This is a genomic window from Pantoea sp. X-Soil-OKNW-713 (assembly GCF_059730685.1).
This window is the reverse complement of the sequence record NZ_AP035995.1, coordinates 4,218,062-4,238,546: the sequence shown is the minus strand read 5'-3', so window position 1 is coordinate 4,238,546 and position 20,485 is coordinate 4,218,062. Positions and strand designations below refer to the sequence as shown.

At 55.0% G+C, this 20,485-nt stretch carries 18 protein-coding genes and 2 tRNA genes; 12 read left to right on the top strand and 8 right to left on the bottom strand.

Annotated elements, in window-relative coordinates; all coding sequences use genetic code 11:
* Positions 1-14: 14 nt before the first annotated feature.
* Together AC6I8R_RS19820 and AC6I8R_RS19815 are read left to right on the top strand one after the other, a co-directional pair.
* Positions 15-91, top strand: a tRNA-Asp gene (locus AC6I8R_RS19820).
* 9 nt (positions 92-100) lie between these two features.
* A tRNA-Trp gene (locus AC6I8R_RS19815) sits at positions 101-176 on the top strand.
* A 169-nt stretch (positions 177-345) separates the two neighbouring features.
* Here the strand turns inward: AC6I8R_RS19815 and hdfR are convergent.
* On the bottom strand, positions 346-1,167 hold the full coding sequence (gene hdfR / locus AC6I8R_RS19810) for an HTH-type transcriptional regulator HdfR (RefSeq protein ID WP_021184985.1): 822 nt from the start codon (positions 1,165-1,167) through the stop codon (positions 346-348).
* 121 nt (positions 1,168-1,288) lie between these two features.
* Here hdfR and AC6I8R_RS19805 point away from each other — a divergent pair, with 121 nt between their 5' ends.
* Complete coding sequence (locus AC6I8R_RS19805) at positions 1,289-1,627, top strand: MaoP family protein (RefSeq protein WP_013510966.1); 339 nt, start codon at positions 1,289-1,291, stop codon at positions 1,625-1,627.
* Between the two features lie 25 nt (positions 1,628-1,652).
* Here the strand turns inward: AC6I8R_RS19805 and AC6I8R_RS19800 are convergent, their stop codons facing one another.
* Positions 1,653-3,173, bottom strand: a complete 1,521-nt coding sequence (locus tag AC6I8R_RS19800) for a YifB family Mg chelatase-like AAA ATPase (RefSeq protein WP_021184984.1) — start codon at positions 3,171-3,173, stop codon at positions 1,653-1,655.
* Between the two features lie 328 nt (positions 3,174-3,501).
* Here AC6I8R_RS19800 and ilvL point away from each other — a divergent pair, with 328 nt between their 5' ends.
* The 6 genes from ilvL (at position 3,502) to ilvA (ending at position 10,060) form a co-directional block, all read left to right on the top strand.
* A complete protein-coding gene (gene ilvL / locus AC6I8R_RS19795) occupies positions 3,502-3,600 on the top strand; it encodes an ilv operon leader peptide (RefSeq protein WP_071783595.1) in 99 nt (32 codons plus the stop codon).
* Positions 3,601-3,749: 149 nt separating this feature from the next.
* Complete coding sequence (gene ilvG / locus AC6I8R_RS19790; RefSeq protein ID WP_208724385.1) at positions 3,750-5,396, top strand: acetolactate synthase 2 catalytic subunit; 1,647 nt, start codon at positions 3,750-3,752, stop codon at positions 5,394-5,396.
* Positions 5,393-5,650: an acetolactate synthase 2 small subunit gene (gene ilvM / locus AC6I8R_RS19785; protein ID WP_013510963.1), complete on the top strand. Its 258-nt coding sequence runs from the start codon at positions 5,393-5,395 to the stop codon at positions 5,648-5,650. Before ilvG ends, ilvM begins: the two co-directional genes overlap by 4 nt.
* A gap of 18 nt (positions 5,651-5,668) precedes the next feature.
* Positions 5,669-6,598, top strand: a complete 930-nt coding sequence (gene ilvE / locus AC6I8R_RS19780) for a branched-chain-amino-acid transaminase (protein ID WP_013510962.1) — start codon at positions 5,669-5,671, stop codon at positions 6,596-6,598.
* 60 nt (positions 6,599-6,658) lie between these two features.
* Positions 6,659-8,509, top strand: a complete 1,851-nt coding sequence (gene ilvD, locus AC6I8R_RS19775; protein WP_021184982.1) for a dihydroxy-acid dehydratase — start codon at positions 6,659-6,661, stop codon at positions 8,507-8,509.
* A gap of 3 nt (positions 8,510-8,512) precedes the next feature.
* On the top strand, positions 8,513-10,060 hold the full coding sequence (ilvA, locus tag AC6I8R_RS19770; protein ID WP_021184981.1) for a threonine ammonia-lyase, biosynthetic: 1,548 nt from the start codon (positions 8,513-8,515) through the stop codon (positions 10,058-10,060).
* Here the strand turns inward: ilvA and ilvY are convergent, their stop codons facing one another.
* Complete coding sequence (gene ilvY / locus AC6I8R_RS19765; RefSeq protein ID WP_013510959.1) at positions 10,061-10,942, bottom strand: HTH-type transcriptional activator IlvY; 882 nt, start codon at positions 10,940-10,942, stop codon at positions 10,061-10,063.
* A gap of 160 nt (positions 10,943-11,102) precedes the next feature.
* Between ilvY and ilvC the strand changes: the two genes are divergently transcribed.
* Positions 11,103-12,578, top strand: coding sequence for a ketol-acid reductoisomerase (gene ilvC, locus AC6I8R_RS19760; RefSeq protein ID WP_021184980.1), 1,476 nt, complete (start codon positions 11,103-11,105; stop codon positions 12,576-12,578).
* 248 nt (positions 12,579-12,826) lie between these two features.
* Here ilvC and AC6I8R_RS19755 read toward each other — a convergent pair whose 3' ends face one another.
* The 3 genes from AC6I8R_RS19755 to AC6I8R_RS19745 form a co-directional block, all read right to left on the bottom strand.
* Positions 12,827-14,161, bottom strand: coding sequence for an MFS transporter (locus AC6I8R_RS19755; protein WP_021184979.1), 1,335 nt, complete (start codon positions 14,159-14,161; stop codon positions 12,827-12,829).
* A gap of 276 nt (positions 14,162-14,437) precedes the next feature.
* Positions 14,438-15,445, bottom strand: a complete 1,008-nt coding sequence (gene yhjD / locus AC6I8R_RS19750; protein WP_021184978.1) for an inner membrane protein YhjD — start codon at positions 15,443-15,445, stop codon at positions 14,438-14,440.
* 39 nt (positions 15,446-15,484) lie between these two features.
* The gene (locus AC6I8R_RS19745) at positions 15,485-16,384 is read right to left on the bottom strand and encodes a LysR family transcriptional regulator (RefSeq protein WP_497832715.1); all 900 of its coding nucleotides are present in this window, start codon (positions 16,382-16,384) and stop codon (positions 15,485-15,487) included.
* A 115-nt stretch (positions 16,385-16,499) separates the two neighbouring features.
* Here AC6I8R_RS19745 and AC6I8R_RS19740 point away from each other — a divergent pair, with 115 nt between their 5' ends.
* A complete protein-coding gene (locus AC6I8R_RS19740) occupies positions 16,500-17,258 on the top strand; it encodes an SDR family NAD(P)-dependent oxidoreductase (protein WP_208724383.1) in 759 nt (252 codons plus the stop codon).
* An 83-nt stretch (positions 17,259-17,341) separates the two neighbouring features.
* Here the strand turns inward: AC6I8R_RS19740 and AC6I8R_RS19735 are convergent, their stop codons facing one another.
* Positions 17,342-18,190: a PhzF family phenazine biosynthesis protein gene (locus AC6I8R_RS19735; RefSeq protein WP_415173610.1), complete on the bottom strand. Its 849-nt coding sequence runs from the start codon at positions 18,188-18,190 to the stop codon at positions 17,342-17,344.
* A 113-nt stretch (positions 18,191-18,303) separates the two neighbouring features.
* Here AC6I8R_RS19735 and AC6I8R_RS19730 point away from each other — a divergent pair, with 113 nt between their 5' ends.
* The gene (locus tag AC6I8R_RS19730) at positions 18,304-18,927 is read left to right on the top strand and encodes a glutathione S-transferase family protein (protein WP_021184975.1); all 624 of its coding nucleotides are present in this window, start codon (positions 18,304-18,306) and stop codon (positions 18,925-18,927) included.
* Here the strand turns inward: AC6I8R_RS19730 and AC6I8R_RS19725 are convergent.
* The gene (locus AC6I8R_RS19725) at positions 18,894-20,384 is read right to left on the bottom strand and encodes an aminotransferase-like domain-containing protein (RefSeq protein ID WP_021184974.1); all 1,491 of its coding nucleotides are present in this window, start codon (positions 20,382-20,384) and stop codon (positions 18,894-18,896) included. The genes AC6I8R_RS19730 and AC6I8R_RS19725 overlap by 34 nt on opposite strands.
* Between the last annotated feature and the right edge of the window lie 101 nt (positions 20,385-20,485).

The following is a 20,485-nucleotide window of genomic DNA, read 5'->3' as shown; positions in this document are numbered from 1 at the left end:
ATGCAGTATTCGGTGGTGCGGTAGTTCAGTCGGTTAGAATACCGGCCTGTCACGCCGGGGGTCGCGGGTTCGAGTCCCGTCCGCACCGCCACCCTCATTTAGGGGCGTAGTTCAATTGGTAGAGCACCGGTCTCCAAAACCGGGTGTTGGGGGTTCGAGTCCCTCCGCCCCTGCCAGAAAACAATCCTTTGCTTAGGCAAAGGATTTTTTTTGCCTAAAATAACCTGCATATTTTCACTATCCTCTCCTGGATACTTTTCTCCAGCACAAAATGCTCAGATCGTTTAGTGATGGAGGGAATTGAGCTTCACCAATATCCACTCAAACCCTTCTGATTTTATTACATCAATGTGTTAATACCGGATATTTGAGCAACTGGCGAATATGCGCCTGCTGATCACTATTTTGTAGCCAGACCGCATATAGTGGTCTGACAGCGACAGGCGTATCAGGAATAACCATCAGATCGCTGTAAATGCTATGCCAAAAATCAGGTAAAAACGCGCAAGCACCAGTCGTATGCAGCAATTCTCGGGTAACATGCGCCGATGTTGTCGTTAATACCGGAACGTCATCACTGGACAGATAGTTTTCATGTTGGTGAAAATCTGCTCCCCATTCCAGTTTGATGTAATCATATTTTTCACGCTTCTCAGTTTTACGCGCACGAAATAATGCGAGTGAAATGTGGCCAATTTGCTGGCTGGTCAATTCATCCATCTTTGGCGCTTCGGTGGTGATCAAAAGATCAAGCTGCCGCTCATGTAACTGCTTCACCAGCAAATGCCGTTGCGCAATACGCGCTTCAAGATGAAGGCTTTCTCTGTTCTCATAAAGCGATTGTAACCAGGGGGTTAGATAAGCCTCCCACAGCGATGCGCTGGCCCCAATAGAAAGCTCATGATGCTGCTGTGTATGGGAGACTTCCTTTTTTGCCATCAGCCAGGTACTCATCAGGCTTTCTGCGTAAGGTAATAAGCGCTCGCCCGCAGAAGTCAGCCGAATGTTATTACGATGGCGCGTAAAAAGGTTAACGCCCAGCTGGTTTTCCAGTTGGCGAATGCGAAAACTAACGGCAGATTGCGTGAGGTAAAGCGCTTCAGCAGCACGCCCGAAATGGCGAGTTCTGCTCACTTCGAGGAAAGTTTTCAGTAATTCCGTATCCACAGCATTCTCCCAAAAAATGTTTGTCGTATTGATTTAAATGTTTTGTTTTACACTCTGTCAAGCCTATCTAATACTCCGCGCCATAAATAGCACGGCCATATGAGAATCAGGAGCGTGTAAAATGGCGGATAGCTTCGCAACAACGAATCGTTTCTTTGATAACAAGCATTACCCTCGTGGTTTTTCGCGTCATGGTGATTTCACCATTAAAGAAGCTACGCTTCTTGAGCGCCACGGTTTTGCCTTTAATGAACTGGACCTGGCAAAGCGTGAGCCAGTGACGGAAGAAGAACGTTTATTTATTGAAGTATGTCGTGGTATTCGTGAGCCGCAAACGGAAGCGGAGCGTGTATGGTCGAAATATACCGCACGTATCAAGCGTCCTAAGCGTTTTCACACGCTTTCCGGCGGTAAGCCGCAGATGGACAGCGTCGAAGATTACAGCGACAGCGAAGACTAAGAAACGGGGCATTGGCCCCGTTTTTTTATTCCAGACTTTTGTGTAGAAAAATCATCAAGCGATCAATACTGCGATACCCCACCGCTTCCTGAATATGATGCCGGGTAATTCGCGCCTCTCCTGCCAAATCGGCTATCGTTCTCGCCACCTTCAGAATGCGTTGCCAGGCACGTACTGACAGGCCAAGTGAATTCAGCACCTCTTCAAGCCACTTTGCATCTTCGTCAACCAGCTCACACCAGCGCTGTATTTCTGCATTCGAAAGATGTGCGTTCACTTTCCCACTGCGGTTGATTTGACGTTGCCGTGCCGCAACCACACGTTGTAGCACCTCTGCGCTACTCTCACTGCGCTGCTGTTTCTGGCTGAGTGTACCGCTGGGTAACAGCGGCACTTCGAGGGAGAGATCAAAACGGTCAAGAAAAGGGCCGGAAAGACGGCTCAGATAGCGCAATACCTGCTGTGGAGTACATCGGTTATGGTTTCCCTGATAATGACCAGTTGGGCTGGGGTTCATTGCGCCAATTAACTGAAAACGCGCTGGATAGGTAACTTTGGCTCGGGTGCGAGAGATGGCAATCTCACCGGACTCAATCGGCTCGCGTAGCGCATCCAGAACCCGGCGTTCGAACTCAGGTAACTCATCCAGAAAAAGGACACCATTGTGCGCCAGCGAAATTTCACCCGGACGCGGTAAGGAACCGCCGCCAATCAATGCATACAGCGAAGCGCTATGATGTGGTGCGCGGAAGGGGCGTTTACGCCATTGTTGTTGAAGGTTGCCGCTACTGACAAGGCTGGCGATAGCCGCACATTCCAGTGCCTCCTGGTCATTCAACGGGGGCATAATGCCGGGCAAGCGTGTGGCCAGCATGGTTTTCCCGGTTCCCGGCGGACCCAGCAGCAGCAAATTGTGACCGCCTGCGGCGGTAATCTCCAATGCCCGTCGTCCTTGTTCCTGCCCAATAATATCGCTCAGATCCTGGCTGTCGTTGTCGATGCGGTCAGGCTGATAACGAGCAATGGGTAACTCCGTCTGATTATGCAGAAAGGCGCAAATCTCCAGCAGATGTTTACCAATCAGGGTTGTGCCTTGCTGAATTAAACCTACATCCTGTTGATTCTGTTCAGAGAGTACCATTTGTCTACCCGCCTGGAGGGCTGCCATAGCCGCAGGAATGGCAGCCTGAACGCCACACAGCGCCCCGTTCAGTGCTAATTCACCCAGGAATTCATATTGCGCGAGTTTCGCGTCAGGAAGCTGCTCTGAGGCGGCGAGAATCGCAATGGCGATCGGCAGGTCGTAGCGCCCACCTTCTTTAGGGAGATCGGCAGGGGCGAGATTGATGGTGACGCGCTTTGCCGGAAAGGTAAATCCGCTGTTGATGATAGCGCTGCGCACCCGCTCACGCGCTTCTTTCACCGTGGTTTCTGGTAAACCCACCAGCGTTAAGGCAGGCAGGCCGTTGCTAATATGCACTTCCACCGTTACCAGCGGTGCCTGCACACCCAGCGCCGCGCGTGTCAAAACCCTTGATAAAGACATAACCACTCCTTGTTGGTTCTATCTTGCAAGGCTTTATAAGGAAGGCCTAATCGGGATGATCAGAATTACGCGCAGGATTCCATCATTTCGCTGCGAATTTCTGCCTGTTCACATATTTTGGATGCGGGTTCTCAGAACGAAATCGAATGTTACGACGCGGTCGTAATGAATATTTATCACAAATACAAATAACCGTTTACTTACAAGGTGATAACCACTTTCGTGCCGTTGCGTCATAAAAATTTCTGATGAAAATTATTGTCAATGCCCGGATAACTATGGTAACTCTGTAGGTATTACTTCGAACAATCGAAAAAACGAACAACACATGAAAGCCCTTCTACAAGTGATTAGCCTAGTCGTGATTAGCGTGGTGGTGATTATTATCCCACCGTGCGGGGCTACGCTTGGAGAAAGAAAGGCTTAAAAATCAAGCCTGGAATTCGAAAAACCCCCGCACCGCAAGGTCCGGGGGTTTTTTTTCGACCAGGTAAAATATCAGCGAATCATCGAGGAACAGATAATGAACAGTAGCATAAAATTCTGTTGTTCCCGCAGGGATACAGGAGAATAACCATGACAGGTGCACAGTGGGTAGTTCAGGCTTTACGCGCGCAGGGTGTTGATACAGTGTTTGGTTATCCTGGCGGTGCCATCATGCCAGTGTACGATGCGCTCTACGATGGCGGCGTGGAACACCTACTGTGTCGGCATGAGCAAGGTGCAGTGATGGCGGCGATTGGTTATGCTCGCTCTACTGGCAAGACCGGCGTCTGTATTGCCACCTCTGGCCCTGGCGCAACTAACCTGATCACCGGCTTAGCCGATGCAATGATGGACTCCATCCCGGTGGTTGCCATTACCGGCCAGGTTGCTTCTCCGTTTATCGGCACCGATGCGTTCCAGGAAATTGACGTTCTCGGCTTGTCACTGGCCTGTACCAAACATAGCTTCCTCGTTGAATCCCTTGATGATTTACCTTCAGTCATGGCTGAAGCCTTCGCCATCGCCCAGTCTGGCCGTCCAGGCCCGGTATTGGTTGATATCCCGAAAGACATCCAAATCGCTCATGGCGATCTCACGCCGCACCTGCTGCCGGTTGAAGAGGCGTTGAGCCATTCACCGCAGCATATCGCGGAAGCGCGCGCCCTGATGGCGCAGGCGAAAAAACCGATGCTGTATATCGGCGGTGGCGTGGGTATGGCGCAGGCAGTCCCTGCGTTACGTGCGATGGCGATCGATACCGGCATCCCGATGGTCGCCACGCTGAAAGGTTTGGGTAGCGCGGATGCCAACAGCGATCTTTACCTCGGCATGCTGGGGATGCACGGCACCAAAGCGGCTAACCTGGCGGTCCAGGAGTGCGATTTGCTGATCGCGGTTGGTGCGCGTTTTGACGACCGCGTTACCGGTAAGCTCGACACCTTCGCGCCACACGCCAGCGTTATCCATATTGATATCGACCCCGCCGAACTGAACAAGCTGCGCCGTGCGCACGTCTCGTTGCAGGGGGATTTGAATCAGGTACTGCCCGCGCTGAGCATGCCGCTGCAAATCGATGCATGGCGCACCGAAGTTAAAGCGCTGAAGGCCGAATTCAACTGGCGTTACGACCATCCAGGCGAAGCAATCTATGCCCCGCTGCTGCTGAAGCAGTTGTCCGATCGTAAAGCCGACAGCGCAGTGGTGACCACTGACGTGGGTCAGCATCAAATGTGGGCAGCGCAGCATATGTCATTCAGCGCGCCGGAAAACTTTATTACCTCCAGCGGCCTTGGCACCATGGGCTTTGGCCTGCCGGCTGCGGTAGGTGCCCAGGTGGCCCGTCCGAACGATACCGTCATCTGCGTATCCGGTGACGGCTCAATCATGATGAACATTCAGGAGCTGGGTACCATCAAACGCGGCAAACTGCCGGTTAAAATCCTGCTGCTGGATAACCAGCGCCTCGGCATGGTACGCCAGTGGCAGCAGCTGTTCTTTGATGGACGCTACAGCGAAACCATCCTGACTGATAACCCCGATTTCCTCACGCTGGCCAGCGCTTTTGATATCCCCGGCCAGCGCATTAGCCGTAAAGATCAGGTCGACGCCGCCCTTGATGCTCTGCTGAACAGTGAAGGTCCATACTTCCTGCATGTTGCGATTGATGAGCATGAAAACGTCTGGCCTTTGGTACCGCCTGGTGCCAGCAACGCAAACATGATGGAGAAAACCGTATGAACCAGCATCAATTGTCTATCGAAGCGCGCTTCCGCCCTGAAATATTGGAGCGCATTTTGCGCGTCGTGCGCCACCGTGGTTTCCAGGTGTGCACCATGAACATGGCATCAGCCGCGAATGCCGAAAATATTAATATCGAAATGACCGTTGCCAGCCAGCGCTCTGTCGATTTACTGTCTTCGCAGTTAAGCAAACTGATGGATGTCGCTTGCGTCCAGATCCAACAACAGACAACACAACAAATCCGTGCCTAGTCGCGAAAGGAAATAACAATGAGTACGAAGAAAGCAGACTTTATTTGGTTCAATGGGGAGATGGTTAAGTGGGAAGACGCCAAGGTCAGCGTCATGTCTCACGCGTTGCATTACGGTACTTCGGTGTTTGAAGGCGTGCGTTGCTACGACTCACACAAAGGCCCGGTGGTGTTCCGTCATCGTGAACACATGCAGCGTCTGCACGACTCCGCCAAAATCTACCGCTTCCCGATCAAAGCCAGCGTAGATGAGCTGATGGAAGCCTGCCGTGAAGTGCTGCGCGTCAACAAACTGAAAAGCGCTTACATCCGTCCTCTGGCCTTCGTAGGCGACGTGGGCCTGGGTGTGAACCCGCCAGATGGCTACACCACCGATGTGATCATCGCTGCGTTCCCTTGGGGTGCTTACCTGGGTGCTGAAGCGCTGGAGCAGGGCATTGACGCGATGGTTTCTTCATGGAACCGCGTAGCCCCGAACACCCTGCCGACCGCAGCGAAAGCCGGTGGTAACTACCTTTCTTCTCTGCTGGTGGGTAGCGAAGCTCGTCGCCACGGCTATCAGGAAGGTATCGCTCTCGACACCAACGGCTATATTTCAGAAGGTGCTGGTGAAAACTTGTTCGAAGTGAAAGATGGCATTCTGTTCACGCCGCCGTTCACTTCTTCTGCGCTGCCGGGCATCACCCGTGACGCCATCATCAAACTGGCAAAAGACATGGGTATCGAAGTTCGCGAGCAGGTGCTGTCACGCGAATCACTGTACCTGGCTGACGAAGTGTTCATGTCTGGTACTGCGGCGGAAATCACTCCGGTTCGCAGCGTTGACGGAATCCAGGTGGGCGCAGGCAAATGTGGTCCGGTGACCAAACGCATTCAGCAGGCATTCTTTGGCCTGTTCACTGGCGAAACTGAAGACAAATGGGGCTGGCTGGACCAGGTTAACCCATAACACGTTTTTTCGCGGACGCAGTAGCGTCCGCGACATTATCCTTACTGGAGTAAATAGAGCATGCCTAAGTACCGTTCCGCCACCACCACCCATGGCCGTAACATGGCGGGTGCCCGTGCCTTGTGGCGCGCGACAGGAATGACCGACGCCGATTTCGGTAAGCCGATTATCGCCGTGGTCAACTCATTCACCCAATTCGTGCCTGGCCACGTCCACCTGCGCGATCTCGGCAAACTGGTCGCTGAACAAATCGAAGCGGCTGGCGGTGTGGCTAAAGAGTTCAACACCATTGCGGTGGATGACGGTATCGCCATGGGTCATGGCGGCATGCTGTATTCACTGCCTTCGCGCGAGTTGATCGCTGACTCCGTCGAGTACATGGTCAACGCCCACTGTGCCGATGCGATGGTCTGCATCTCCAACTGCGACAAGATCACCCCGGGAATGCTGATGGCCTCGCTGCGCCTCAACATTCCGGTGATCTTCGTTTCCGGTGGCCCGATGGAAGCGGGTAAAACCAAGCTGTCGGACAAAATCATCAAGCTGGATCTGGTAGATGCGATGATTCAGGGTGCTAACCCGAACGTCAGCGATGCCGATAGCGAGCAGATTGAACGTTCCGCCTGCCCGACCTGTGGTTCCTGTTCTGGTATGTTCACCGCCAACTCGATGAACTGCCTGACCGAAGCGCTGGGTTTGTCACAGCCAGGTAACGGTTCGCTGCTGGCGACCCATGCTGATCGTAAGGACCTGTTTATCAATGCCGGTAAGCGCATCGTTAACCTGACCAAACAATATTACGAGCAGGATGATGCCCGCGTACTGCCGCGTAATATCGCGAGCAAAGCCGCGTTTGAGAACGCCATGACGCTGGATATCGCGATGGGCGGCTCCACCAACACCGTACTGCACCTGCTGGCCGCCGCGCAGGAAGGCGAAATCGACTTCAACATTTCTGATATCGACCGTCTGTCACGCAAAGTGCCGCATCTGTGTAAGGTGGCCCCGAGCACCCAGAAATATCATATGGAAGATGTGCACCGCGCGGGTGGCGTAATCGGCATCCTCGGTGAACTGGATCGCGCTGGCCTGTTGCACACTGACGTGCGCAACGTGCTGGGTCTGAACCTGCGTGAAACCCTGGATCAGTACGACATCATGCTGACCAAAGACGAAGCGGTGAAAAAGATGTTCCGCGCTGGTCCGGCCGGTATTCGCACCACTCAGGCGTTCTCGCAGGATTGCCGTTGGGACACGCTGGATGACGACCGTCAGGAAGGTTGTATCCGCACCCGTGAATTCGCTTTCTCGCAAGACGGTGGTCTGGCGGTGCTGTACGGCAACCTGGCGGAAGATGGCTGTATCGTGAAAACCGCCGGTGTGGACAAAGAGATCCTCACCTTCAAAGGCCCGGCCAAAGTTTACGAAAGCCAGGACGATGCGGTTGAAGCGATTCTCGGCGGTAAAGTGGTCGCGGGCGATGTCGTGGTGATTCGCTACGAAGGGCCGAAAGGTGGACCGGGCATGCAGGAAATGCTCTATCCGACCACCTACCTGAAATCGATGGGCCTCGGCAAAAGCTGTGCGCTGATCACCGATGGTCGTTTCTCAGGCGGTACCTCCGGTCTGTCTATCGGCCACGCTTCACCGGAAGCGGCCAACGGCGGCACCATCGCGCTGGTGAAAGACGGCGACATCATCGAAATCGACATCCCGAACCGTGGCATCAAGCTGGCGGTGCCGGAAAACGAACTGCACGCACGTCGTGAAGAGGAAGAAGCCCGTGGTGATGCAGCGTATACGCCGCATGGCCGTGAGCGTCAGGTCTCCTTCGCCCTGCGTGCTTATGCATCACTCGCGACCAGCGCTGACAAAGGCGCGGTGCGCGATAAGTCTAAGCTGGGAGGCTAACAGATGGCTGAGTCTCAACCGCTACCCGCGGCGCCTTGCGGCGCGGAGTATTTGCGCGCGGTATTGCGTTCACCGGTGTACGAAATTGCACAGGTCACGCCGTTACAGAAAATGGAAAAAATTTCATCGCGTCTTGGCAACACCATTCTGGTGAAGCGTGAAGATCGTCAGCCGGTGCACAGCTTCAAGCTGCGCGGGGCTTACGCGATGATTGCCGGGCTGACTGAGGAGCAGAAAGCGCGCGGCGTGGTGACGGCATCCGCTGGCAACCACGCGCAGGGCGTAGCCCTCTCAGCCAGTACCTTAGGCATCAAATCACTGATTGTGATGCCGCTGGCCACGGCAGATATCAAGGTTGATGCGGTGCGCGCATTTGGCGGTGAGGCTTACCTGTTTGGTGCCAACTTCGACGAGGCAAAAGCCAAGGCGATTGAGCTGGCGGAGCAGCAAGGTTACACCTTCGTTCACCCGTTTGATCATCCGGCGGTGATCGCCGGGCAGGGCACGCTGGCGATGGAACTGTTGCAGCAGGATGCGCATCTCGATCGCGTTTTCGTGCCTGTCGGTGGCGGTGGTCTGGCGGCGGGTGTGGCGGTGCTGATCAAGCAACTGATGCCGCAGATTAAGGTGATTGCCGTTGAGTCAGAAGATTCAGCCTGCCTGAAGGCGGCACTGGATGCCGGTCATCCGGTTGATCTGGCGCGTGTCGGTTTGTTTGCTGAAGGTGTGGCGGTGAAGCGTATCGGCGACGAAACCTTCCGCCTGTGCCAGGAGTATCTGGACGACATCATCACCGTGGACAGCGATGCTATTTGCGCCGCGATGAAAGATCTGTTCGAGGATGTGCGTGCGGTGGCGGAGCCTTCCGGGGCGCTGGCGCTGGCCGGGATGAAAAAGTACATCCAGCAGCACAACATCAAGGGCGAACGTCTGGCGCATGTGTTGTCGGGGGCCAACGTCAACTTCCACGGTCTGCGCTACGTCTCCGAGCGCTGCGAACTGGGCGAGCAGCGTGAAGCGTTGCTGGCGGTCACCATCCCTGAGCAACAAGGCAGCTTCCTGAAGTTCTGCCAGACGCTGGGCGGTCGTTCCGTCACTGAGTTCAACTATCGTTACGCCGATGCCGACAACGCCTGCATCTTCGTTGGCGTGCGCTTAACGCGCGGGCTGGAGGAACGTAGCGAAATCATCAGCCAGCTCACGCAGGGTGGTTATAACGTGGTGGACCTCTCCGACGATGAGATGGCCAAGCTGCACGTCCGTTACATGGTCGGTGGTCGTCCATCCAAACCGTTGCGTGAGCGCCTGTTCAGCTTCGAGTTCCCGGAAGCACCCGGTGCGTTGCTGAAGTTCCTGCAAACGCTCGGTACGCACTGGAATATCTCGTTGTTCCACTATCGCAGCCACGGCACCGATTACGGTCGTGTGCTGGCGGCGTTTGAACTGGGTGATGATGAGCCGCGCTTTGAGGAGCATCTCACGGCGCTGGGTTATGACTTCCACGACGAAGCCAATAACCCGGCGTTCCGCTTCTTCCTCGCCGGTCAGTAACTACAGCAGGTTCCAGAAGGCATTGATAAGCGGCTCTCCGAGCCGCTTTTTTTGTACGCATACGCCCAGCTCGAGCGGCGCGACCGACTCGACGTTCTCCAGCACCAGCACGCGATTACGTACCGGTTCCGGGCTGTTTTCCAGTACCACGTCCGGCAGCAGCGCAATGCCACATCCCAGCGCCACCATCGACACAATCGCCTCATGGCCCGACACCGTGGCATAAATCAGCGGATTGGGAATGCGGCGGCGGCGAAACCACAGGTCGATCCCCCGGCGTGCAGGCCCTTGTTCCGGCAGGATAAACGGAATCAGCGACCAGTCAGGCTCGTCCTGGGTCGCCTGATTCCGCACCGGGCAGGGCAACGCCGGGGCGATCAGGACCAGCGGAATCAGCCCAAGTGGCGTAAAATCTATGCTGGCGGGCAGCGATTCAGGGCGACCGGCAATCGCCAGGTCGGCCTCACCAGACTGCACCATCTCAATCGCATCGGCGGCATCGCCGGTGGTGAGCTTGATCTCCACCTGCGGATGTTCAGCGCGAAAGCGGTCGAGAATCGGTGGCAAATGGCTATAGGCTGCCGTGACCGAACAAAACAGACGTAACTCGCCACTGAGCGAGGGGCCGTTCAGGTCCATCACATGACGCAGTTGTTGATATTGCAGCAGGGTTTGCTGGGCAAACTGACGCAACCGTTCACCGGCCTCGGTGAGTGTCACGGTCCGGTTATCACGCAGAAACAGCGCGTGGCCGACATCCTCCTCAAGGCGCTGGATTTGGCGCGACAGGGTGGATGGGCTGACATGCATGGCGCGTGCTGTGCGGCCAAAGTGGCAGCTCTCGGCCAGATGGAGGAAGAGTTTCAGGTCTCGTAAATCCATGCGCGGGTAACCTCAAAGTAATATTGCAAATCCTGCAATGTGACCTTGTAAATATATCAATTTAAGCAACAGATTTCCTGTCATATGATGGGGTCATTCGCGACACTGATAACAGCGTCGTTACTGAACAAAGCAAACACAACATCAAACCGGAGTACCCATGGCTAACTACTTCAACACTTTGAACCTGCGCAACCAGTTAGCGCAGTTAGGCAAATGTCGTTTCATGGCGCGCGATGAATTCGCGGATGGCGCCAGCTTCCTGAAAGGGAAAAAAGTCGTCATCGTTGGCTGTGGTGCTCAGGGCCTGAACCAGGGTCTGAACATGCGTGATTCCGGTCTGGATATTGCTTACGCCCTGCGTGCCGAAGCGATCGCTGAGAAGCGTGCTTCTTTCCGCAAAGCGACTGATAACGGCTTCAAAGTGGGTACTTACGAAGAGCTGATCCCGCAGGCTGACCTGGTGGTTAACCTGACGCCAGACAAGCAGCACTCTGCTGTCGTTCAGGCGGTACAACCGCTGATGAAAGACGGCGCAGCGCTGGGCTATTCACACGGTTTCAACATCGTTGAAGTGGGCGAAACCATCCGTAAAGACATCACCGTGGTCATGGTGGCACCGAAGTGCCCGGGTACTGAAGTGCGCGAAGAGTATAAGCGTGGCTTCGGTGTGCCGACCCTGATCGCAGTTCACCCGGAAAACGATCCGAAAGGCGAAGGCCTGGCGATTGCTAAAGCTTGGGCCTCTGCGACCGGTGGTGACCGTGCGGGCGTGCTGGAATCCTCTTTCGTTGCGGAAGTGAAATCTGACCTGATGGGTGAGCAGACCATCCTGTGCGGTATGTTGCAGGCCGGTTCTCTGCTGTGCTTCGACAAGCTGGTGGCAGAAGGCCACGATGCGGCTTACGTTGAAAAACTGATTCAGTTCGGCTGGGAAACCATCACCGAATCCCTGAAGTTCGGCGGCATCACCCTGATGATGGATCGTCTGTCTAACCCGGCTAAACTGCGTGCTTACGCGCTGTCTGAGCAGCTGAAAGGCATCATGGCTCCGCTGTTCCAGAAGCACATGGATGACATCATCTCTGGTGAATTCTCCTCCGGCATGATGGCTGACTGGGCCAACGACGACAAAAACCTGCTGACCTGGCGTGAAGAGACCGGTAAAACCGCGTTCGAAACCGCACCGCAGTTCGAAGGTAAAATCGAAGAGCAGGAATACTACGACAAAGGCGTTCTGATGGTTGCAATGGTGAAAGCGGGCGTTGAGCTGGCATTCGAAACCATGATCGACGCGGGCATCATTGAAGAGTCTGCTTACTATGAATCACTGCACGAGCTGCCGCTGATCGCTAACACCATCGCACGTAAGCGCCTGTATGAAATGAACGTGGTTATCTCTGATACCGCAGAATACGGTAACTACCTGTTCTCCTTCGCGGCTGTACCGCTGCTGAAAGAGTTCATGACCACCCTGCAACCGGGCGACCTGGGCAAAGCAGTGGAAGGCACTCAGGTAGACAACGCGCAGCTGCGTGACGTGAACGAAGCGATTCGTCAGCACCCGATCGAAGCGGTTGGCCGCAAACTGCGTGGCTACATGACCGACATGAAACGTATCGCCGTAGCGGGTTAATCCGTTCGCGACACAGTTTTCAGCAACGAAAAACCCCGGCTTGCCGGGGTTTTTTTTGGGGTTAAGGTGCGCGCTGTTACCCTCACCCTAACCCTCTCCCGCAAGCGGGAGAGGGAATTGATCGAGCATATGGCACACCTCCCTCTCCCTCATGGGAGAGGGCCGGGGTGAGGGTAACAGCACGCACCTAACCCCCCCCAATAAAAAACCCGGCCTGAGCCGGGTTTCGCATTTAACACTTCAACGCATCACACCGCTTCATACAGTGTCTGATTACGTGTCTCTTTGCAGGCAATTAACGCAATCAAGGTCAATGCCGCCATCGAAGCCAGATAGAAACCCACCGCCTGCAAACCGTAGTTCGCGTTCAGCCAGGTCGCGATATAAGGTGCAACGGATGCCCCGAGAATCGACGACAGGTTATAGGAGAACGAAGCACCGGTATAACGAACTTCAGTCGGGAACAGCTCTGGCAGCAACGCACCCATCGGGCCAAACGTCAGGCCCATAATGCTCAGGCCGAGCAGCAGGAAGCCCATCACCAGCACCTGCGAACCCGAACCAAGCAGCGCCGGGAACATAAAGGCGAACGCGATAATCATCAGGGTAATGGTGATCATGGTTTTACGGCGACCGAAACGGTCAGCCAGCAGGCCAGCAATCGGCACCATCACACCAAAACCAATCACCGCCACCATCAGCATCCACAGGAAGCTGTTACGTGAATAACCCAGGCCGACCGGCGCTGGCGCCGTGCCGTAGCTCATGGAATAGACGGTCATGATGTAGAACAGCGTATAGGTGGCGAGCATGATAAAGGTGCCGAGAATGGTCGCCACAAGATGTTTGCTCAGCAGGGTGCCAATCGGTACGCGTACCTGCTTCTTCTCTTTCTGCACTTTTGCGAATACCGGGCTTTCATGCAGCGATACGCGCACATACAAACCGATAATCACCAGTACGGCGGAGAGGATAAAAGGTACACGCCAGCCCCATTGCATAAACTGCTCGTCAGTCAGCAGCCAGGAGAGCAGCAGGAAGGTACCGTTAGCGAAGAAGAAGCCAATCGGTGCGCCAAGCTGCGGGAACGATCCGTACAGCGCACGCTTTTTCGCCGGGGCATTTTCGGTTGCCAGCAACGCAGCACCTCCCCATTCGCCCCCGAGGCCCAGACCCTGACCAAAACGTGCCAGCGCCAGCAGCAGCGGTGCAGCCACACCAATGGTTTGATAACCAGGCAGCAGGCCGATCAGTACGGTCGATACCCCCATGGTCAACAGGGAAGCCACCAGGGTGGCTTTACGGCCCACGCGGTCACCAAAGTGACCAAACACCGCTGAACCAATTGGACGCGCGACGAAGGCGATGGCAAACGTCGCCAGCGACTGTAGCGTCGCGACTGTGGCATCACCCTGTGGGAAGAAGATATGCGGGAAAACAATCACCGCCGCAGTGGCGTAAATATAGAAATCGAAGAATTCAATCGCGGTGCCGACAAGAGACGCTACGACCACTTTGCCGCGTGAATTGACTGGCGCATCGTCGTGTTTTTTGTCGAGTGGTTCTGTGATGGAGGCTTGCATAACTGTTTCTTAATTGTAAATTGAAACAAAGAATCTTACGCACCTGTTTTGCGTCATTCAATGGCGAAAAACCGCGTCACAACAGGCTTTTTCGGCGAAAAAGAGGATAATTTCTGAGTTCATGCAATCGGCGGCGGATGGGAAGGGGAACGGCGGCTTTTTTGGCGGGAATCTCTGCAAAAGGGCCAAATAAAAGTGACCCTTTAGCGATTCCTGCTGGGTTTTGCCGCAAAAACAGCCAATGGGGAACATTTTTGGCTGTTGCGGCAAATGTAACTAATGTTGCTGGTGGGGTTGCGGCATCTCTTTATCATCTTTATATCTGGCGGTGGCGATCCAGGCGGCGCAGAACAGCGTGAGACGCGCAAAGAAGTAGAAAAATGCCATCAGACCTAATACCGAACCAAATGCCGCACCGGAGGGGGAGGTCGCCAGTTTTGGCAAGGTAATGGTCATGACAAACTTAATCACCTCAAAGCCAACAGCCGCCAGCAGCGTACCGCGAAACAGCGCTTTCTTACGCGGCTTGTGGCGCGGCAAAATCCAGAAAATCCACAGGAAGAGTAAATAGTTAGCAAAGATAGAGATACTCAGGGTAATGATGGTCATCGCCGGGCGTAACCACTCAATATGATCCAGCCCCAGCGCCTGCACAATCGCGGCCTGCGCTGCCCCGGCCACCGAGGTCAGCGACAAGGTGATGACCAGCGCCAGCATCAGACCGGTGAGTGAGATAAAATCACGAATGTATCGCTTCCAGAATTTTTCCTGATCATCAGGTTTCCGTTCCCACACATCACGCGATTGCGCGCGAATCGCTTCGCGCAGGTTACCCATCCAGTTAATGCCTGAATACAGCGCCAGCAGCAGGCCGGTCAGGCCGACGGTCGCACGCTGTTGAATCGCCGTATTGACGGTGTTTTTCAGGGTATTGGCAAGGTTAGGATCGCTGATACTGTTGACGATTTTGTTGATCAACTCCGTGAGTAAATCCTGATTCGACGCCAGCACAAAACCGACCGCCGCAAAGGAGACCATCAAAATCGGTATCAATGAGAGAAACGAGAAGTAGGTAATGGCGGCACCAAACTGGCTGCCGAGACGATCATTGAACCGCTCCAGCGCGCGCAAAAAATGGGCTACCGCCGGGATGGCCTGAAACCAGGTCGCGAAGCGTGAGACATGCACAATCGAGCGGTCCACATGCTGGTTACCGGTTTTCAGATCAATGAGCGGCTTTTGCCCGGCCGCTTTTTCCTGATTTTTTTCGTCCGTCATAGACATTCATCATCCTGTTCACAGCGAAATTAAAATTATAGCCTGCTAAGTGACATACTCCTGCAAGACCTGGCTTAGCCACTCCATAAACACCCGCACCCGGCGTGCAACATTGCGTCGGTGCGGATAGAGCAGCGAAATCGGCATCGGTTTAGCCGGAAAATGATGCAGCACTTCCACCAGTTGCCCGGACTCCAGCAATGGCTGCACACCAATCGCCGGCACCTGAATAATCCCCAGCCCGGCAATACACGCCGCACGATAGGTTTCGGTGCTGTTGACGGTTACCACGCCGCCGGTTTGCACGTAATGCGTCTGCTTGCCATCAAAATATTCAAAGCCAGGCGATGGCTGGCCCAACTGCTGGGTATAGTGCACCATCGCATGTTGCGATAAATCTTCCAGGCGCACCGGCATACCGAAGCGGGAAAGGTAATCGGGGCTGGCGCAGTTAATCAAGGCATGAGTTCCGATTTTACGCGCGATCAGGCCGGAATCTTTCAGCTCCCCCACGCGTATCACGCAGTCAAATCCCTCACGGATTACATCCACCTGGCGATCGCTGCTGCTAAGCTCAATCTCAACGCCTGGATAGTGCTGCAAAAACTCCGGCAACCGCGGCAGGATAAAACCGGTCGCCATCGCTACCGACATATCCACGCGCAATTTGCCGCTCAGCGTCGCCGGATCGTGTTGAAACAGGCTGTCCATATCATCCAGCATCGACAACAAATCGAGGCAGCGATCGTAATAAACCAGCCCATCCTGGGTGAGATGGACACGGCGCGTAGTGCGATGCAGCAGCCGTGTACCCATTTGATTTTCCAGCGCCTGTAACTGGCGCGATACGCTGCCTTTTGGCAAACCAAGGCTCTCTGCCGCGCGGGTAAAACTGCCCATTTCTGCCACCCGCACAAAAACCTGCATTGCGTGAATTTTATCCATGTTGTTCACCGATTGTTGTTGTTAGTGAAACAGTGCAGCGCATTACAACGAGTTTATAGATCAAACCTCAGAGAATATCCTTGAAACGTGTTCAATTTTGCAACAGGAGCGAATCATGAGTCACAAAATTGCGTTGATTACTGGCGGCAATCGCGGTTTAGGCAAGAATGCCGCGCTAAAACTGGCCGCAAAAGGCACCGATATTATTTTTACTTACCGCAGCCATGCAGAAGAAGCTGAGGCGGTGGTGAAGGAGATTGAAGCGCTGGGTGCGCGTGCTGCCGCGCTGTTGCTGGATGTCGGCGATACGCGTCAGTTTGATGGCTTTGTCAGTCAGGTTAAAGAGACGCTGCAAAAGGTGTGGCAGCGAGACAACTTTGACTATTTAGTGAACAACGCCGGTCACGGTCACTACAAGCTGTTCAGCGAAACCACCGAGGACGAGTTTGATGCACTGGTCAACGTGCATTTCAAAGGGCCGTACTTTCTTACCCAGAAGCTGCTGCCGGTGATTATTGATGGTGGTCGTATCCTCAATATCTCCAGCGGCCTGACGCGTATCACTTATCCAGGGTCCAGCACCTATGCCTCCATGAAAGGGGCGATGGAAGTGTTGACGCGCTACCAGGCGAAGGAATTGGGCGAACGGCGTATCCGCGTCAACATCCTGGCACCAGGGGCGATTGAGACGGATTTTGGCGGTGGCCGCGTACGCGACACCAAAGAAATCAATGACACCATTGCCTCGCTGACGGCACTGGGCCGCGTGGGACTGCCGGATGATATCGGCGACGCGGTCAGCGCAATTCTGAGCGATGAAACTGGCTGGATCACCGCCCAGCGTATCGAAGCGTCCGGCGGGCAAGCACTGTAATCAACCGCGCAATAAATTGCGCCGCTACAAATATGTGCAGATACCGTAGCGGCGCGATTTATCGCGCAATTTGCCTCGGTGCGTTATACCTCGATGGTACCGTTAATCACCGTCACTGTCTGGCCGCCAATCCAGATGGCCTCTGGCGTGAAACTGACCTGAATGCGTCCGTCACGCTGAACCACGCTGCCCTGACGGGCGCGGTAGTCGCGGGTATCGCCCTGTGACGCCAAATAGCGCGCCAGGCAGGCATTGGCGCTGCCGGTCACCGGATCTTCCACCAGGCTGCCGTTCTCTATAAACAGCGCGCGCAATTCATATTGTTCGCTTTCACCTTGTGGTAACGGGCCAAACGGGGCGATGCCATTCACCTTGGCGTGTTTCTGCAAGCGCAGCAGATCACTGGCGTTGGCCTGAATCTCCCGCACTGCTGCGGCGCTGGTCATCGGTAACAGCAGCCAGCGGATCCCCATATCCACCACCGTAGGCGACTGGCTTTCATCCAGGGCGTCGCTATTAATGGCGCTGCCGATCAGCGCATCGCTGAAGGGCGTCAGGGTGGCTGCCGGGGCGGCGAAAGCCAGCGCTCCGTCAGTGCTGATCCTGACGTCCACCAGGCCAACGCCACACTCCTGCACGATTTTGCCCGGCGTCTTCAGCGGCCAGCCCGCCTCAAGCAGCGCATGCGCGGTGCCAAGCGTCGGATGCCCGGCAAACGGCAGCTCACCACCGGGGGTAAAGATGCGCACCCGATAATCCGCCGCGGCATCCTCCGGTGGCAGCACAAAGGTGGTTTCCGACAAATTGGTCCAGCGCGCAATCGCAGCCAATTGCGCATCGCTCAATCCCTGTGCATCCATAATCACCGCCAGCGGATTGCCGCGAAAGGCTGATGAGGTAAAGACATCCACTTGTTTAAACGCGACCTTCATTGTCACTCCTTCCTCGTTGAGGTGGTCTGAAATCCTGATTTACATGATGTTGATTGCTAAAGGTAATCATTAGGGCTATGAATAGATTAACAATTATGCAACCGGAGTTCGCTATGTTAAAAATTCTTGGCCGCACATCATCAATTAACGTGCGCAAAGTTTTGTGGCTATGTGCCGAGCTGGATATTCCTTACGAGCACGAAGTCTGGGGCGATGAAAACAAATCCCTGCACTCTCCCGAATTTTTGGCGCTTAACCCCAATGCCATGATCCCGGTGATTATCGAAGACGATTTCGTCATGTGGGAGTCCAATGCCATTCTGCGCTATCTCGCCACCAGTTACGGCGGCGAGTGGCTCTACCCGGAAAACCCGCGCGCCCGTGCGCCGATCGATCAATGGACTGACTGGCAAGCCACTGAACTTAACACCTCATGGCGCTACGCGTTTATGTCGCTGGTGCGCAATTCACCCGCCCACCAGGATGAACGTCTGCTGGCGGCAGCCTGCAAAGGCTGGAATCACACTATGGGTATTCTCAACCAGCAGTTGGAAAAAACCGGGCGCTACGTAGCAGGCCGTAACTTCACTCTGGCGGATATCCCGGTCGGTCTGGCGGTGAACCGCTGGTTTGAAACTCCGCTGGAACATGCCGACCTGCCAGCGGTACGCACCTATTACGAACGCCTGACCGAGCGCGAGGGTTACACCACCTGGGGCCGTAACGGCACGCCTTGATCCTGTCCTGGCGGCAGGCCGCTTAATTCACAGGCCAGCGCGCCAGTACGCTCCAGTGCCCAGGTATAACGCGCATCGAACGGATAGCAGCAGGAGAGGCGCAGCGCATGGGTGTAGCGCTCACTCAGTGAGTACAGCGCACCCGGCGTGACGCAAATTTGCTCCTGCAACAACCGATGAAACATCTCCACGGTATCCACTTTTCCCGGCAGTTCGACCCAAAACACAAAGCCACCGCGCGGCAGGGTAGCGCGCGTTCCCTGCGGGAAATGGCGGGCGATAATGCCACGCGCTGCATCAAGATTGGCAGCATAGCGGCGACGCAGGGTGCGCAGGTGGTGATCGTAGCCACCGCTGGCGAGAAACTCCGCCAGCACTTCGCTCAGCAGGCGGGACTCCGACATCGACGACACCGCCTTCAGCCGCGCAATTTTTTCGTGAAAACGCCCGGCGGCGGTCCAGCCGATGCGAAAATCGGGTGCGACGGTTTTGGTAAAGCTGGTGCAGTAAATCACCCAGCCATCGTTATCGAAGGCTTTAACCGGCGGTGACAACGGCCAGTCAAACTGCAATTCGTCGTACAGACCGTCTTCAATCAATGGAAGGTGGTAAGTGTTTACTAACTTCGCCAGACGTTTCTTATTCGCCAGCGGCATCACGTAGCCGAGCGGGTTCTGCGCGCCGGGCATGGCGATCAGCGCCTGAATACGCTGTTCCTGGAGCAGCATCTCCAGGGCATCCAGCGATAATCCCTGCTGTGGATCGGTGGGAATCTCCAGCGCTTTCAGCCCCAGTGAAGCCAGCAATGGGAAGAGAAAGAAGTAGGTAGGGGATTCCAGCCCGACACAGTCTCCGGGTTTGGTGACCGCGCGCAGCGCCAGTTGTAGTGCTTCCATGCAGCCATGAGTGAGAGTGATGTCCTGCGCGGTAAGGTTTATCCCGGTATGCAGACTGCGGCGGGCAATCTCCTCCCGTAAGCGCTCACTACCCGGCGGAAGCGCGTAACGACCAACTATTTGCGGGTTACGGCGTAAAACGCTGGCGGTTATCCGGCTCAGACGGGCTGACGGATACAATTCAGCATCCTGTGGGCAGGCCAGCGAGATATTGGTGTAGTCCGGGTTGTTCTGCGCGGCAAACACCTGCTCAATCAGCTCCAGCTTTTGTGTACTCGGGTCATCCACCTTCGCGCGCATTTTCTGTACCGGACGTGTCAACGCAGGTAACACGCTGCGTACATAATACCCGGACTGAGGACGTGCTTCGATCAGGCCGCGATCTTCCAGAATTTGCCAGGCATTGAGTACCGTATTGATACTCACCTGATGGGATTGCGCTACCCGACGTATGGCGGGCAGGCGTTTACCGGGCTTCAGTGTTCCCTGGTGGATAGATTCCGCAAAGCTGTCGGCGAGCTGCTGATACAGCGTCTGGCCGGATGAAAGAGGAAGGGACACAAAAGCCTCCGCATTTGATGGGTACAATTATCAATTTGGCAAACTGTAACCATAACAATAGTCATTTTGTGTCTCTGTTTCCATTGCGTTGTGACGATTAG

Excerpts from the sequence above, each read along its gene's own strand:
- ilvA (WP_021184981.1), top strand. The coding sequence starts at position 8,513 with ATGGCTGAGTCTCAACCGCTACCCGCGGCGCCTTGCGGCGCGGAGTAT.
- AC6I8R_RS19740 (WP_208724383.1), top strand. The coding sequence starts at position 16,500 with ATGAGTCACAAAATTGCGTTGATTACTGGCGGCAATCGCGGTTTAGGC.
- AC6I8R_RS19800 (WP_021184984.1), bottom strand. The coding sequence starts at position 3,173 with ATGTCTTTATCAAGGGTTTTGACACGCGCGGCGCTGGGTGTGCAGGCA.
- ilvD (WP_021184982.1), top strand. The coding sequence starts at position 6,659 with ATGCCTAAGTACCGTTCCGCCACCACCACCCATGGCCGTAACATGGCG.
- yhjD (WP_021184978.1), bottom strand. The coding sequence starts at position 15,445 with ATGTCTATGACGGACGAAAAAAATCAGGAAAAAGCGGCCGGGCAAAAG.
- AC6I8R_RS19735 (WP_415173610.1), bottom strand. The coding sequence starts at position 18,190 with ATGAAGGTCGCGTTTAAACAAGTGGATGTCTTTACCTCATCAGCCTTT.
- AC6I8R_RS19755 (WP_021184979.1), bottom strand. The coding sequence starts at position 14,161 with ATGCAAGCCTCCATCACAGAACCACTCGACAAAAAACACGACGATGCG.
- AC6I8R_RS19805 (WP_013510966.1), top strand. The coding sequence starts at position 1,289 with ATGGCGGATAGCTTCGCAACAACGAATCGTTTCTTTGATAACAAGCAT.
- ilvM (WP_013510963.1), top strand. The coding sequence starts at position 5,393 with ATGAACCAGCATCAATTGTCTATCGAAGCGCGCTTCCGCCCTGAAATA.
- ilvG (WP_208724385.1), top strand. The coding sequence starts at position 3,750 with ATGACAGGTGCACAGTGGGTAGTTCAGGCTTTACGCGCGCAGGGTGTT.
- AC6I8R_RS19730 (WP_021184975.1), top strand. The coding sequence starts at position 18,304 with ATGTTAAAAATTCTTGGCCGCACATCATCAATTAACGTGCGCAAAGTT.
- ilvY (WP_013510959.1), bottom strand. The coding sequence starts at position 10,942 with ATGGATTTACGAGACCTGAAACTCTTCCTCCATCTGGCCGAGAGCTGC.
- ilvE (WP_013510962.1), top strand. The coding sequence starts at position 5,669 with ATGAGTACGAAGAAAGCAGACTTTATTTGGTTCAATGGGGAGATGGTT.
- ilvL (WP_071783595.1), top strand. The coding sequence starts at position 3,502 with ATGAAAGCCCTTCTACAAGTGATTAGCCTAGTCGTGATTAGCGTGGTG.
- ilvC (WP_021184980.1), top strand. The coding sequence starts at position 11,103 with ATGGCTAACTACTTCAACACTTTGAACCTGCGCAACCAGTTAGCGCAG.
- AC6I8R_RS19745 (WP_497832715.1), bottom strand. The coding sequence starts at position 16,384 with ATGGATAAAATTCACGCAATGCAGGTTTTTGTGCGGGTGGCAGAAATG.